Origin of the sequence: Clostridium bornimense (genome assembly GCF_018917145.1) — a bacterium.
Taxonomy (GTDB): Bacteria; Bacillota; Clostridia; order Clostridiales; family Clostridiaceae; genus Clostridium_AN; species Clostridium_AN bornimense_A.
On the sequence record NZ_JAHLOD010000026.1, the window covers coordinates 21,538 to 36,554 of the forward strand.

Sequence of the window (15,017 nt, forward strand, 5' to 3'; positions counted from 1 at the left end):
TCCTCTAATTATAATACTTTTTACAAGAGATTTTATTATCGCCTTGTAATATTAATTTACCCAGAGGAGATTTTTATACACTAGTTTACTACTGGAAACATATCTTAGTTTATCCTGCATTATTTTTAACTAGTCTATTTTGATTTTATTTCCAACCACAAGTCATCATAAACTTTTATATAATCACCTAAATCTTTAAAGACTTCTGTATTCTTCATAACAGAATCTTTAGGATATGCAACTTCATTTTTCTTTGTTTCCTCATCTAAAATCTCATAAGCTGCTCTATTAGGTGTTGAATATCCTACATAATCAATATTTTGCTTTGCATTTTCAGGGTCTAACATAAAATTAATAAACATTTCTGCTTCCTTTTTATTTTCTGCATCTTTTGGTATGCACATAGCATCAACCCACTTATTAGTTCCCTCTTTTGGAATTGCATATCTTAAGTTTTTATTTTCATTCATTAAAGTTACAGCATCACCAGAATATATTATTCCCATAGCTACTTCATCATTGATAAGTCTATCCTTACCTTCATCATTTACATAAGCATAAACCAATGGCTTTTGTTTTAATAATTCTTCCTTAGCTTTTTCTAACTCTTTATAATTAGTTGTATTAAGTGAGTAACCTAATCTTATAAGTGAAATTCCCATAGTATCTCTTACCGAGTCAAACATAAGAATATTTTTCTTATACTTTTTGTCCCAAAGTATATCCCAACTATCCACTTTTTCTTTCACCATAGTAGTATTATAAAGTATACCAAAAGTTCCCCAGAAATAAGGAACACTATATTCATTATTAACATCGTAAGATTGATTTAAAAATTCCTCGTCTATATTTTTAAAATTAGGAATATTATTAAAATCTATAGGAGACAACATATCTTCATTCTTCATTTTTTCTATCATGTAATCTGATGGAAATACTAAATCATATTTATTACCACCATTTTTTAATTTTTGATACATTATTTCATTAGTATCATAAGTTTCATAAATAATTTTAATTCCTGTTTCTTTAGTAAACTTATCTAACAATTCTTCATCTATGTAATCTCCAACATTATATATGTTAAGTACATCTGCTGAAGATTTACCACCACATCCTGAAAGTAACATTGATGATAATACTAAAGTAATTATTAAAAATATATTTATACTTCTAACATACTTACTCATTTATATCACCTCTTCTATTTGGCTTCTTTCTATTAGCTACCACCAATAATATAAATACACAAATAAACATTATAGTTGATAATGCATTTATTGCTGGATTTATACCTATTCTAGCCATAGAATATACCTCAATTGATAAATTTGTAACACCATTTCCTGTATTAAAGAAACTTATTACAAAATCATCTATAGACATAGTAAATGCAATTAAAAATCCAGACATAATACCTGGTTTTATTTGAGGTATTACTACTTTTCTTATTGCATACATTGGTTTTGCTCCTAGATCCATAGCTGCTTCTTGGATATTATCAGGTAATTGCTTTATCTTTGGAAGCACTGCTAAAACTACATAAGGTATATCGAAGGTGATATGTGCTAAAAGCATACTTATAAATCCTAAATCTAATTTCACAAATACAAATAAAGACATAAGTGCTACAGCTGTAACTATATCAGGATTTAATACTGGTAAATAATTTATATTAGTTATAATCTTTCTCTTAGCACCTGTCATTCTATCTATTCCAATTGCACCTAATGTTCCTATAATTGTTGCTATAGTTGCTGCTATTATTGCTACTACAATAGTATAAAATAACGCTGTCATTATTCTTTCATCATGAAAAAGTTCTTTATACCATTTAAAAGTAAACCCATTCCATCTTGACATAGATTTAGAGTTATTAAAGGAGAATAAAGCCATAGTAAATATAGGCGCATATAAAAATATAAATACTAAAAATAAATATATATTTGATGTTAATTTTTTCATTATAATAATCCGCCTCCTTCTCTATCTCCTTCATCAGTAAATTTATTCATAATAGCCATAGATATTAAAATTAATATCATCATAAAAATAGATATTGCTGAACCAAAGTTCCAATCCCCTACTGTTGTAAATTGTTGCTCTATTAAATTTCCTACTAGCATATATTGTCCGCCACCTAATAATCTAGATATTACAAAAGTAGATACAGCTGGCATAAATACCATTGTTATTCCTGAAACGACTCCTGGTATACTAAGTGGAAAAATAACTCTTTTAAATACTTGAGATGATCTTGCTCCTAAATCATAAGCAGCATTAATAACATCCTTATCCATCTTAGTTAATGATGTATATATAGGAAGAACCATAAATGGTAAAAAGTTATATACCATTACAAGTAAAACTGCTCCATTACTATATAATAAGTCTAACGGCTTTAGTCCTATAGTAGTTAAAATGCTGTTTATAATCCCATTTCTACCTAGTATAGACATCCATGCATAAGTTCTAAGCAAGAAATTCATCCACATAGGTAAAATAAATACTAAAAGAAAAAAGTTTCTCTTATTTTCAGGTTTTTTTGCCAAAATATAAGCAATTGGATATCCAATTAGTAAACAAATAACTGTAGATATTAATGCAAGCCATATAGATCTAAAAAATACATTAAAATATACAGGATTCATTAATCTTTTATAATGAGTTAAAGAAAATATATAACTATCGTCTACTTTTTCAGTAAAACTAAAAAATATTACTAATAATACAGGTACTACTATAAATAAAACACTCCATACTACTAAAGGATAAGTTATCCAAGATTTCTTTTTCATATTTAACCTACCTCTTTTCTCATAATATGAATATCTTCAGGATGTATATCTAATCCTATCATTGATCCAACAGGATATGTTTTTGTACTATGTATTATCCATGTTGTTTCATTTCCTTTAACTTCTATCTCATAATGAACGCCCTTGAAAATAGATGATAATACTTTACCTTTTAGCATACCTTCATCTTCATTAACCATCTTTATATCTTCTGGTCTTATAACAACTTCTACATCTTCATTTTCTTTAAATCCCTTATCAACACATGGAAATACATGATAGTTGAATTTAACGCTATAATCTTCAAGCATAACTCCTGGTACAATATTACTTTCTCCAATGAAATCTGCTACAAAAGAATTTACTGGTTCATTATAAATATCCTGAGGAGTTCCCATTTGTTGAATAACACCTTTATTCATAACAACAATTTTATCTGACATAGTAAGTGCCTCTTCTTGATCATGAGTTACAAATATAAATGTAATACCAACCTTCTTTTGTATCTTCTTAAGCTCTATTTGCATTTCTTTTCTAAGTTTAAGATCTAATGCACTTAATGGTTCATCTAAAAGCAATACCTTAGGTTCATTTACTAATGCTCTGGCAATTGCAACCCTTTGTTGCTGTCCACCACTTAAAGAATCTATTTTTCTTTTTTCAAAACCTTCAAGAGCTACAAGTTTCAACATTTCCTTAACCTTTGAATCTATCTCATTTTTAGGTAATTTCTTTATTCTAAGCCCAAAAGCCACATTTTCATATACATTCATATGAGAAAACAACGCATACTTTTGAAAAACTGTATTAATAGTTCTCTCATAAGAAGGTATATCATTTATTTTTCTACCATTAAACAATATTTCACCTTCATCAGCAGATTCAAACCCTGCTAATATCTTTAATAAAGTAGTCTTTCCGCATCCACTAGGTCCTAGCAAAGTAAGAAATTCATCTTTCTCAATGTCTAATGTTAAATTATCTAAAACTGTATTATCTCCAAAGGTCTTTGACAAATTTTTAATTTCTATAATCTTCTCACTCATAATAAACACCTCTACTTTAAAATGATGGCGGAGTACTTATCCATATAACCTTAGCCTCACTTTTACTATTATTTGAAATAAAGTGATTTGCTCTTGGTTTAAAATAGAAACTTTCTCCTTTTTTAACCTTATACTTTTTATCCCCTATATGTAATGTTATTGTTCCATTTAATACATAACCAAATTCTTCACCTTCATGAGGCTCTTCCTCTACATACTGTCCACCTGGAGATAATGTTACCATTACTGGCTCCATATCATTCTTTTGTGCATCAGGAATTAACCACATAAGCTTATATCCAAGCTCTTCATCTTCCGTCTCAAACATATCCTCTTTACTAAAGGTTACTCTATGATTATCTTGATCATTAAAAAATTCCTTTAGATTTGTACCTAATATTTGTAATATATCTACAAGGGTAGCTATGGATGGAGATGTTAAATCATTTTCTAATTGAGAAATGAATCCCTTAGAAAGTTCACATCTATTAGCTAACTCTTGCTGTGTAAGTTGTTTTTCTATCCTAAGTCTTTTTATTTTCTCTCCAATTTGCAAACTTCCACCTCCTTTTTATGTAATTATATATAAAACATTAAGTTTAAAATTACTAAACAACATTTTAGATTATATATATTTTTATATATTAATTCAATAGTTTTTTTATTTTATTTTTTATAAAAAAAGCTGTTGCACAACTTTAATTCATTGTGCAACAGACTCATTGTATTTATTATGATATATTAAATTATTCAACGTATATCAATATGGTACTTAACCAGATATAAAAAACCTCTTTGAATTTGCTAATAAATAGTTACTATAATAACATTGCCATTTTTCACAACTTTCTTATTTACATATTATTTAATATTGCATAAACATAAGTGTCCCAATAAATAGGTTCCCCGTTAGCATCATTATGAAAAGAAACATTCTTTCTAAAATGAGCTTCTCTCTCCATTCCAACCTTCTCCATTACCTTCCATGAAGGAGTATTTTGTGGTGCACATTCAGCGTAAATTCTATGGACTCCAGCTTTAAACATATATTCAATTACTGCTATGCATCCTTCAGTAATATATCCTTGTCTATGATAATTTTCATTTAGAACATACCCTAGCTCTCTACTATTAAAATCCCTTTTTCCTAGATATATATTTCCAATTACCTTTTTACTATCCTTTAATTCAACAGCATAGAACTCATCACTTTCCATACGATACTTTATTTCACTGTCAGCCTTTTCTGCTGTAAAATCTGGGTATCTTTCAAATTCACTATTTACTCTTTGTAACATATATTCACATAATTCGTCTTTATCATTTAATTCATAATTTCTAATAATAAGTCTTTCTGTTTCTATTCTCATTTATATCTCCTTATCTTTTACTATTAATTTTCTCCATCTGATTACTTTAGCTTCCTGAACTCTCATATCTCTTCATTCCTGTTAGCCAAATAGAATAAGCTATTATTATTGCTAATATACTTACTACTACTGTAAGACATACCCCCATAACAAAGCTTCCTTTTCCTAGAAAGTATGCTCCTGGAAAATAACCTGTAAAGGCAAATGGAATAATTCCTGTAAGTATAGCTTTGATGAAATTAGGATAAATACCCATAGGATATTTAGCAAAATCACTAATTTGATACACCATAAATAAGTATGATTGTGCAAACTTAACCCAAAATGCTATAGATGTTACCGCTAGCTTAATAGCTGTATATATTAATGTAGCAAATAAAACTACTACTATAAAACTTAAAATTTTACCTATTGAAAAAGTTAATTCTAGTTTTATTGATGACATAACTAATAATATAGAGCCTATTATTATTTCACCTAAACCATCTGGTTGAAAACTTTCTGATATAACTTGAAATAATGGATTTATTGGCCTTAAAAGATATTTATCAAACTCACCATGTACTATAGTTTTCCAAGAAAAAATCCAAAGATAATCTGTGAATACATGGTCAATCCCCCTTGGAATTTGTGCAAAACCATAAATAAATAATATTTCATAAAAACTCCAACCTTGTAAACTTGGAACAGCCTTAAATATTAATGTAATAAAAATTACCCCTGTAAATTGAATAAGTATAAACCCTACTAATCCTAAAATAAAATCAGCTCTATATTCCATTAAGCTTTTGATATACTGCTCTAAAAATCTAATATATAATTTTATATACCGTCTCATACTCACCCTCCTAAAATAGTTAACTCCTTGATAAGTTTATTCCACATCCATCTTGATAATAAAATAAATATACCTATCCATACTATCTGAAGACCTATAAAAAATATAAGTTCTATCCCTTTTATTTTCCCTAGATATATTAATGTTGGTGTTGAAATTATTGATGAAAAAGGCAACAAACCAAAAATTTTCTGCAATATCATTGGAAAAAATGATAATGGAATTAAAGCACCTGATAATAATCTAAAGATTGCATTCATAATTTGAGCAAGTCCCCACATATTTGTTATCTTAAAGGATAGTAATCCGAAACAATACCTGTAAAAAAACGTAAGAATAATACTAAATACCATTGTAATTAGTGATAAAATTAGATTTAGTATATTGAAATTATGCTCTACTGAAACAAATAAAGCTGTAACTAATACAAAACCTACTGCAAATACCAATACAAAGTTAAACATTATATTACCTAGTGCTTGAAAGAACATTCTTTTACAATAATTAATTGGTCTTACTAAGTTTATTGCAATAGATCCATCCTTAACTTCTCTATACATTATTGTTGATATATCTATATCTGTTAATATACTAATTAAAAACGCTAATAACATATAAATAATCATTTCATTAAAATTAAATCCACTAATAATACTATTTTCAGCGCTACTATATATCGCTTTCCACAAATAATATGACACCAATATAATTACTGATTGTCCAACAAAAAACATTAAAGAGTTGGCTTTATATGCTAACTGAGCTTGAAAAGAATTCATAGCAAAGGGTAAATACATTTTCACCTTTTTTAAACATTTCATAATTACACCCCAGTTCTATATATCTTCTTAATTATATCTTCAATACTTGTTTCTGATATTCTAAAATCTACTACCTCAAACTTATTCATAATAGATTTCATTATTTCAGATGAAGAAACTTTATTTTTGTTATATGTTATATTAATCTTATTTTCTTTTGTCACAATTATTAAATCATCTTCTTCTAACTTTTGCTCTGTATCTATTTTTATATCATTAGTTGTATTTAATTCCTTTACTTGATACTCCAGCGATGTCATTGCTCCATATTTATCTTTTATTTCCTTTATTCCTCCATCATAAATCTTCTTTCCCTTATCAATTATTATGATTCTATTACATAATTCTTCTATATCATTAAGATCATGAGTAGTTAGTATAATAGTTGTACCAAATTTCTCATTTATCTCCTTTATTGCTCTTCTTACCTTTTCTTTAACCATAACATCTAATCCTATTGTTGGCTCATCAAGATAAACTACTTTAGGATTATGTATTAGAGCCGCTGCTATGTCAGCTCTCATTCTTTGTCCTAAAGAAAGAGATCTAACTGGTGTAAGCATAAATTCTTCAAGATCTAATACATCATTTAAAAATTTCATTCTTTCTTTAAAATCTTCTTCTTTTACTTCATATATATCTCTTAAAAGAGTAAATGTTTCTGATATAGGTAAGTCCCACCACAATTGAGTTTTCTGTCCAAATACTACACCTATCTTTTTAGCATTCTTTTCTCTATTTTCATAAGGTATTAATCCATCAACTAGAACTTTACCACTGCTTGGTGTTAAAATCCCTGTCATCATTTTAATAGTTGTAGATTTTCCTGCACCATTAGCTCCAATATATCCAACTACTTCCCCTTCTTTTATTTCAAAACTAATATTTTCTACTGCTTTTTTAACAACATATTCTCTAGAAAAAAATGATTTTATTGCTCCTTTAAACCCTGGATACTTTTTATTAGTTTTAAATTCCTTCGATAAGTTTTCTACTTTGATCATATAAACCTCCACTTCTCACCATCACACACACGCACGAACACACGTTCTTTCAGAAGATATAAAAATACCGTGCAAACGCACGGTTATTATCTTCATAATAAGGTCTAATGATGGCGTTTTTTATTAAGTTCAATTTATAAAGACATGATTATTCTTTATAAATTAATTATTAAGTTACTTAATTAAAAACTTTAATATACACATTAAACACTCCTCTACAAATAATATGTAACAATAATAACACTACACCGTTTACATGTCAATATTTATTTTTTATGTATTTTTTATACATATTAAATTATTGTATTGACATTAAAAGGTTTTTATTGTAATATTTTTTCAAGATCATATTGTAAAAACTATGACAAGGAGGAGTATATATATTCCGTAAACACAGAGAGAGAATGTTTTTGCTGGAAATTTCTCATGAAGAATATATAGAAGGTAGCCTTAGAGTTTTTAATCAAAATTTACTTAGTAAAGAGTAGACTTAAACGGAATCTCACCGTTAAAAGAGAAATAATATCGGTTTATATTACCTGTATTATATTGAGTGTGTATTTTATACAAAAATTGGTGGTACCGCGGAGTAAACCCTTCGTCCTTTTATTAGGATGGAGGGTTTTTTATTATAAATAAAAAGGGGTGTATTTTATGAAATATAATGGTTCAGAAGTTACAATCAAATTACTAGAATTACATGGCATTAACATAATAGCAGGAATTCCTGGTGGATATATTCTTCCTCTATATGATGCACTTTATAAAAGTAATATAAAGCATATTTTAGCAAGACATGAGCAAGGGGCTGCATTTATGGCTCAAGGTGTTGCTAGATCTACTGGAAAACCAGCTGTATGTTTCGCAACTTCAGGTCCAGGGGCTACAAATTTATTAACAGCTATTGCTGATGCAAAGCTAGATTCTATTCCTATCATTGCAATTACAGGACAAGTTCCTTATGACTGCATAGGTACTGATTCTTTCCAAGAAGTTGATACTTATGGACTTACTATACCAATAACAAAACACAACTATATTATTCGTTCCGTAGAAGAACTTTTCACTATAATTCCTGAAGCCTTTAGGCTAGCTATGGATGGCCGTCCAGGTCCTATTGTTATTGATATACCAAAAGATGTACAACTAGCTGAAATTGAAGTTGATACTTGGCCAGAAATTGATTTAAATTACAACAAAGATTACATTAATGAAAATTATCAACTTCAAGATATAGCTGAAATTATAAATAATTCTAAAAAGCCTATAATATACGCTGGTGGTGGCATAATTAATTCCAATGGTTCAGATGCACTTTATAACCTCGCTAAAAAAAGCAATATCCCTGTTGCCCTAACCTTAATGGGACTAGGTTCTTTTCCTACTGATGATCCTCTTTATCTTGGAATGGTAGGTATGCATGGAAGCAGATATACGAATTTACTTATCAATGAAGCTGACGTCATTTTAGCATTTGGTGTACGTTTTGACGATAGAGCTACTGGTAATATAAGAAAGTTTTGTCCTAATGCTAAAATAGTTCATGTAGAAATTGATGAAGTTGAAATTAACAAACTAAGAGACACTTATTATGCCCTTGTAGGAGATATTAGAATTGTTTTAGAAGATCTTATTCATTATATAAAAGATAATCCTAGAACTGACTGGCTTAATGAAGTAAAAAGTTATAAAGAAAAATATCCTTTTGTACTTCCACCAAAGGAAGATACTTTTCATCCTATAAATATAATTAAATATATTCATGATATAGTTCCAGAAACTACAATTGTTACAACAGATGTAGGACAACATCAAATGTGGGTAGCACAAAGTTATCCTTTTAATATCCCACGTACCCTTTTAACTTCTGGCGGATTAGGTACTATGGGTTTTGGTCTTCCAGCAGCTATCGGTGCAGCTTTAGCTAATGATGATAAAAATATTATCTGCTTTAGTGGAGATGGTTCTATACTAATGAACATCCAAGAATTAGCTACATTAAAAGACTTCAATTTAAATGTTAAAGTAATAATTTTCGTTAATGGTCATCTTGGATTAGTTAGACAACAACAAGAGTTATTTTATGATAAGCATTATATGGCATCAAAATTCATTAGCAATCCTGACTTTACACTTATAGGCAAAGGATTCGGTATTGAAGCTTGCGACCTTGGTAATGAAGAAAATCCTTTAGAAAAACTACAAGAAATTTTATCTAAAAAAGGACCTTATGTTATATCAATACCTATAAATGAAACTGAAAATGTATATCCTATGGTAGCTCCTGGAGCTGCAAATACTGAAATGATTGGAGGAAAATGTAATGGAAATTAAGCCACACTGTACAATAGAACTATTAGTAAATAATCATCCTGGAGTAATGTCTCATATAACAGGTCTCTTTGCTAGAAGAGCTTTCAACTTAGAAGGAATATTATGTGGAGGCATAGGCGATGGAAGCAAAAGTACTATGTTCTTATTAGTTAATGATGATGAACTTATCGAACAGATTATTAAACAGCTAAAGAAACTTCATGATGTTATAGAAGTAAAAATACACCATGATTATGATTGTTCCGTGTTCTATAACTTAGATAAGTTGTTTATTAAATAAATTTTTATTTATGTAAAAGGGCTCCTGAAGGTTACACTTTCATGGGGCTTTTTTATCAGGGCACAGTGTTAGTGAATAAGTAAGAGTGAATAGTGAATAGTTTTGGAGGAAATTCCTGCGGAATTTCTTAGAATTTAAGTGCTGAAGTTAGGAGCAAAGAATAGATCAGTTTTCCTAAATTAATTATATTTGATACAGAACCATTACAGGGGGCTAATGAAGGTTGCACCTTCATATAGCTTGGATTAAAATTTCTGGATTTAAAGTAATTGCTGTCCGCAGGACTTATAATATTTTCCCCCTAGGTAAAATTAACCTTACTTGTACCCTGTGCCTTCTAACCTGTGCCCTGAAAACTGTTTTCCATTTATATTTTCACTAAATCATGATATAATTTTGAGAAAAGTACTAATGTACTACATATCATAAAATATTTGTGGTAAACTACTAATCACAATTTGAGTTATTGATTTTATACAAGGGAGATTATTTATGGAAAATAATTTTAATAAACTAAATTTAAATTCAAATATAATATTAGGTCTTGAAAAACAAGGAATAACTACACCAACAGAAATACAATCTCTTGCAATTCCAAATGTTTTAGAAAATAAGGATATCATTGCTGAAGCATACACTGGTAGCGGAAAAACTTTAGCTTTCGTTGCTCCTTTATTTCAAAAAATAGATACTTCTAAAAGAGAGTCACAGGTTCTTATCTTAGCTCCAACTCACGAATTAGTTATTCAAATAACTGAACAAATTAAGCTATTAGCTAAAAATTCTGAAATTCCTGTTACTTCACTTAGCATAATTGGAGAAGCTAGTATTGAAAAGCAAATAAAGAAAATTAAAGAAACTAAACCTCATATTGTAGTTGGTTCTGCTGGAAGAATCTTAGATCTTATAAAAAAGAAGAAATTCAAACCACATACATTAAAGACTATTGTTATAGATGAAGCAGATTCTCTTCTAGTAGAAGAAAAGATTGCGCCAATAAAAGAAATTATAAAAACTACAATGAGAGATCGTCAACTTATGACTTTCTCTGCTACAATAAATGATAAAGTATTAGCTTCAGCAAAAGAACTTATGAAAGATCCTGTTATATTAAAATCAGAAGCAAAAGTATCATTAAACCCTAATATAACTCACATGTGTATCTTAAGTGAGCGAAAAGATAAGTTTGAAACATTAAGAAAACTTATTAATGCAACAAAACCTAAAAAAGCTATTGTATTCCTTAATAAAGGTCACGAAATTGAGTTTATAACACAAAAATTAAATTATCATAAAAAGAATGCTATTGGAATCTATGGAAATATGACTAAAGAGCAAAGAAAAAATGCTTTAGATGGATTTAGACATGGAAAATATAACATATTAGTATCTTCTGATTTAGCTGCAAGAGGATTAGATATTGCTGATGTCACTCATATTTTTAACTTGGATTTTCCTGTGAAGGCAAAAGAATATTTACATAGAGCTGGAAGGACTGCAAGAGGTAATGCTTCTGGAACTTGCATATCTATCGTTAATGAAAGAGACCTTGCCGCAATAAGAATTTATGAAAGAGAATTTAATATTGAAATAGAACCAAAGGTACTATTTGAAGGTAAATTATATAACCCAAAAGATTTGTAATATATTATTATAATGAAACTAATATTTTTCTACCAACACTAAAAAAGGTTAAAAATACGAAAAGTATTTCTAACCTTTTACATTACTTAAAACAATATGATGAATATTTTTATGGATTTTTTCTAATCTTATATATGACACTAAATTTATATGTAGGTGAAGGTATGAAAAAATTTATTAATATATTACTTCCTTTTATTATAATGTTTAATACACTTTTTACCCCTAAAGTATTTGCTGAAAATCTAGTTTCAACTGCCCATTCAAAAGATGACTATTTAATTTTTATAGATGTTAATAGTCTTACTCTTTCATTAATAGATAAATCAACAGAAGAGATAGTTAAAACCTATCCTGTGGCTTTAGGTAAAAAAACTACACCATCTCCAATGGGAACATGGAAAATAACAAGTAAGGCTCTTAAAGATGGTCCTTTTGGTGGTTATTGGCTTGGTCTAAATGCACCTTGGGATACCTTTGGTATCCATGGTACTAGTAGACCTGATTCTATTGGTAGCTATGCTTCGAACGGATGTATAAGAATGTTCAATCATCATATTAAAGAATTATTTTTTTTAGTTGAATATGAAACTTCTGTTGTTGTATCTGCTGGACCAAGTTGGCTTTTTTCTCCATATGTAAGAACTATAAAACCTAATGATAAAGGCACTGATGTATATGATGTAGAAAGGATCCTTAGTAGCATGGGATATTTTTTTGATGATATTGATGGAATTTATGATTATACTCTTGAAAAAGCAGTTTTAGAATACAGAGAAGAACATAATCTTCCAATAAAAAATGAGATAGATAGAGAATTTTTAAAAAGCATTGGCCTTTATAAATTTGAGTAATGAAGTAGGTGCAATTTATGAAACAACACTATAAAAGTATAAAAACCACTACTTTACTTTTATTTTTTGTACTATATATTTTTTTAACTCCTATAAGAGTATATTGTAATAATGAATATATTGATTATAATATTCTTATTATCAACTCTTACAGCTCAGAAAATCAATGGGAAAAATCTATCTTAAATGGATTAAAGAAAAATTTATCCTCATTTGAAAATATAAATTATGATTTAGAATATCTTGATATAAAAACCAACTCTAGTGAAGAATATGAAAATAGATTTTTAGACTTGCTAAACCTAAAATATAGTAATAAAAAAATCGACTTAGTTTTAACTGTAGATGACGAAGCCTTTACTCTAATACGGCCTATGATATTTAATAGTAACAGCTTTGCCTATAAAACTCCTGTGGTTTCTATAGGTATAAATGATAATTTTTCTTTAACTGAAAAAGAAAATGAATATATAACTGGAATATTTGAAATAGAAAACAACTTAAAATACTTAAATATGCTTATTGATATAAATCCAGAATTATCAAATCTTATAATTATATCAGATAAAAGTAAATATTCATCTACTATAAAAGAAAATATAAATTCTGTATCTTATTTAACATCAAAACCTATTGAAATAAATTTTATAGAAGAAGAGTATTTAGATAACGTGCTTACAAAATTAGAAAAAGTTACTTCTCCACAGAGTGCAGTTTTAATTATGGGAGACTTTAAAGCTACAGATGGAAATCTTATATCTGATTTATCTATCATCATTAATTCAATAAAATCTATTACCGATGTCCCTATTTATACAAAAGTTCCATCATACTTATATGCTGGAGCAGTAGGCGGAGTGATGAAATTTGGTGAAAATCATGGATATATTGCTGGAGAAATTATTAGCAAATTACTACTTGGAGAGAATATAAAAAATTTAAACTCTATACATAACTCCCTCGATGTTACTGTATTTAACTATGATGCTTTAAACTATTATAATATTAATCCATTACTACTTCCAAAAGGTAGTCTCTATATTAATAAAAATAGATTTGATTTATTGTTACCAAAACCTTTAAAATACTTAACTTGGTCTACCTTAATACTAATTTTATTTGCTTTCATATTTGCAATTTTTAAATATATCCGTGATAAAAAAACGGCTACGTTGAATAAAATTTTATTAAATCAAGCTTTAGAAAATGATAAGTTAAAAACAGATTTTATAACAACTATATCTCATGAACTAAGAACTCCATTAAATATAATTATTAGTACAACAAAACTTATTTCTCTTTCAATAAAAAAATCTATTCTTGATAAAGAATATTTACTTCTGAAGTTAGATTATATTGAAAATAACTCTAATAGACTTTTAAAAATTATAAATAATATCATAGATATAACAAAAATTGAATCTGGATTTTTGACACCTAACTTTGCTATGGATAATATTGTAGAAGTTGTTGAAAATACTACACTTTCTATAATCGATTTAGCTAAAGAGCATAACGTAAATATAATTTTTGATACTGAAGAAGAAGAAATAATAATGTCTATAGATCGAATTATGATTGAACGTATTATTTTGAACCTAATCTCCAACTCTATAAAATTCACTAAGAGTTTAGGAACAATATACGTTTCTATTCATAAAAAAGATGATAATGTAATAATTTCTGTTGAAGACAATGGTATTGGTATACCTAACAATGAAATAGATACCATTTTTAATAGATTTCATCAAGTAGATAACTCACTTAGTAGACATAACGAAGGAAGTGGCCTAGGTCTTTTCATTGTTAATAGTCTTGTTAAGCTACACCATGGTAAAATAGAAGTTTTTAGTATAGAAAATATAGGTACAAAATTTGATATCATCCTTCCTATTTTTATTACTAATGTTACAAACGATGATAATATAGGTATTCAACCTCTTGAACAACTAATAAAAGTTGAAATGTCTGATCTTAAAGAAAAGTAATTTTAATAATTTAAAAAGTTCCAAGGATGCTTTATAAGCA

14 protein-coding genes and 1 other annotated feature are annotated in these 15,017 nt (G+C 28.1%); of the genes, 5 read left to right on the forward strand and 9 right to left on the reverse strand.

Going from position 1 to position 15,017, the window contains the following annotated elements:
• Positions 1-134: 134 nt before the first annotated feature.
• The 9 genes from KQI30_RS10270 to KQI30_RS10310 form a co-directional block, all read right to left on the reverse strand.
• Positions 135-1,190 carry an ABC transporter substrate-binding protein gene (locus tag KQI30_RS10270; RefSeq protein ID WP_216463215.1) on the reverse strand — a complete coding sequence of 352 codons (1,056 nt, stop codon included), beginning with the start codon at positions 1,188-1,190 and terminating at the stop codon, positions 135-137.
• A complete protein-coding gene (locus tag KQI30_RS10275) occupies positions 1,183-1,968 on the reverse strand; it encodes an ABC transporter permease (protein ID WP_367397847.1) in 786 nt (261 codons plus the stop codon). Before KQI30_RS10275 ends, KQI30_RS10270 begins: the two co-directional genes overlap by 8 nt.
• Positions 1,965-2,798, reverse strand: a complete 834-nt coding sequence (locus tag KQI30_RS10280) for an ABC transporter permease (RefSeq protein ID WP_216463217.1) — start codon at positions 2,796-2,798, stop codon at positions 1,965-1,967. The genes KQI30_RS10275 and KQI30_RS10280 overlap by 4 nt, the downstream gene beginning before the upstream one ends.
• A 2-nt stretch (positions 2,799-2,800) precedes the next feature.
• The gene (potA, locus tag KQI30_RS10285) at positions 2,801-3,844 is read right to left on the reverse strand and encodes a spermidine/putrescine ABC transporter ATP-binding protein (protein ID WP_216463218.1); all 1,044 of its coding nucleotides are present in this window, start codon (positions 3,842-3,844) and stop codon (positions 2,801-2,803) included.
• A 16-nt stretch (positions 3,845-3,860) separates the two neighbouring features.
• The gene (locus KQI30_RS10290) at positions 3,861-4,400 is read right to left on the reverse strand and encodes a helix-turn-helix domain-containing protein (RefSeq protein ID WP_216463219.1); all 540 of its coding nucleotides are present in this window, start codon (positions 4,398-4,400) and stop codon (positions 3,861-3,863) included.
• A 298-nt stretch (positions 4,401-4,698) separates the two neighbouring features.
• Entirely contained in the window at positions 4,699-5,214 is a 516-nt protein-coding gene (locus KQI30_RS10295) for a GNAT family N-acetyltransferase (protein ID WP_216463220.1), read from the reverse strand.
• Between the two features lie 46 nt (positions 5,215-5,260).
• Complete coding sequence (locus KQI30_RS10300; RefSeq protein WP_216463221.1) at positions 5,261-6,052, reverse strand: ABC transporter permease; 792 nt, start codon at positions 6,050-6,052, stop codon at positions 5,261-5,263.
• A 2-nt stretch (positions 6,053-6,054) separates the two neighbouring features.
• Positions 6,055-6,873: an ABC transporter permease gene (locus KQI30_RS10305; RefSeq protein ID WP_216463222.1), complete on the reverse strand. Its 819-nt coding sequence runs from the start codon at positions 6,871-6,873 to the stop codon at positions 6,055-6,057.
• A 2-nt stretch (positions 6,874-6,875) separates the two neighbouring features.
• The gene (locus KQI30_RS10310) at positions 6,876-7,877 is read right to left on the reverse strand and encodes an ABC transporter ATP-binding protein (RefSeq protein WP_216463223.1); all 1,002 of its coding nucleotides are present in this window, start codon (positions 7,875-7,877) and stop codon (positions 6,876-6,878) included.
• 352 nt (positions 7,878-8,229) lie between these two features.
• Positions 8,230-8,486, forward strand: a binding site (T-box leader).
• 45 nt (positions 8,487-8,531) lie between these two features.
• On the opposite strand from KQI30_RS10310, the gene ilvB reads away from it, so the two are divergent.
• The 5 genes from ilvB to KQI30_RS10335 all read left to right on the forward strand — a co-directional run bounded on the left by ilvB (position 8,532) and on the right by KQI30_RS10335 (position 14,977).
• Positions 8,532-10,211: a biosynthetic-type acetolactate synthase large subunit gene (ilvB, locus tag KQI30_RS10315; protein ID WP_216463224.1), complete on the forward strand. Its 1,680-nt coding sequence runs from the start codon at positions 8,532-8,534 to the stop codon at positions 10,209-10,211.
• Positions 10,201-10,491: an acetolactate synthase small subunit gene (ilvN, locus tag KQI30_RS10320; RefSeq protein WP_216463225.1), complete on the forward strand. Its 291-nt coding sequence runs from the start codon at positions 10,201-10,203 to the stop codon at positions 10,489-10,491. Before ilvB ends, ilvN begins: the two co-directional genes overlap by 11 nt.
• A 492-nt stretch (positions 10,492-10,983) precedes the next feature.
• Positions 10,984-12,135, forward strand: a complete 1,152-nt coding sequence (locus KQI30_RS10325; protein ID WP_216463226.1) for a DEAD/DEAH box helicase — start codon at positions 10,984-10,986, stop codon at positions 12,133-12,135.
• A gap of 164 nt (positions 12,136-12,299) precedes the next feature.
• Positions 12,300-12,989 carry a L,D-transpeptidase family protein gene (locus KQI30_RS10330; protein ID WP_216463227.1) on the forward strand — a complete coding sequence of 230 codons (690 nt, stop codon included), beginning with the start codon at positions 12,300-12,302 and terminating at the stop codon, positions 12,987-12,989.
• A gap of 17 nt (positions 12,990-13,006) precedes the next feature.
• Positions 13,007-14,977, forward strand: coding sequence for a sensor histidine kinase (locus KQI30_RS10335; RefSeq protein WP_216463228.1), 1,971 nt, complete (start codon positions 13,007-13,009; stop codon positions 14,975-14,977).
• Positions 14,978-15,017: the final 40 nt, after the last annotated feature.

Excerpts from the sequence above, each read along its gene's own strand:
- KQI30_RS10270 (WP_216463215.1), bottom strand. The coding sequence starts at position 1,190 with ATGAGTAAGTATGTTAGAAGTATAAATATATTTTTAATAATTACTTTA.
- KQI30_RS10280 (WP_216463217.1), bottom strand. The coding sequence starts at position 2,798 with ATGAAAAAGAAATCTTGGATAACTTATCCTTTAGTAGTATGGAGTGTT.
- potA (WP_216463218.1), bottom strand. The coding sequence starts at position 3,844 with ATGAGTGAGAAGATTATAGAAATTAAAAATTTGTCAAAGACCTTTGGA.
- KQI30_RS10295 (WP_216463220.1), bottom strand. The coding sequence starts at position 5,214 with ATGAGAATAGAAACAGAAAGACTTATTATTAGAAATTATGAATTAAAT.
- KQI30_RS10300 (WP_216463221.1), bottom strand. The coding sequence starts at position 6,052 with ATGAGACGGTATATAAAATTATATATTAGATTTTTAGAGCAGTATATC.
- KQI30_RS10305 (WP_216463222.1), bottom strand. The coding sequence starts at position 6,873 with ATGAAATGTTTAAAAAAGGTGAAAATGTATTTACCCTTTGCTATGAAT.
- KQI30_RS10310 (WP_216463223.1), bottom strand. The coding sequence starts at position 7,877 with ATGATCAAAGTAGAAAACTTATCGAAGGAATTTAAAACTAATAAAAAG.
- ilvB (WP_216463224.1), top strand. The coding sequence starts at position 8,532 with ATGAAATATAATGGTTCAGAAGTTACAATCAAATTACTAGAATTACAT.
- ilvN (WP_216463225.1), top strand. The coding sequence starts at position 10,201 with ATGGAAATTAAGCCACACTGTACAATAGAACTATTAGTAAATAATCAT.
- KQI30_RS10325 (WP_216463226.1), top strand. The coding sequence starts at position 10,984 with ATGGAAAATAATTTTAATAAACTAAATTTAAATTCAAATATAATATTA.
- KQI30_RS10330 (WP_216463227.1), top strand. The coding sequence starts at position 12,300 with ATGAAAAAATTTATTAATATATTACTTCCTTTTATTATAATGTTTAAT.
- KQI30_RS10335 (WP_216463228.1), top strand. The coding sequence starts at position 13,007 with ATGAAACAACACTATAAAAGTATAAAAACCACTACTTTACTTTTATTT.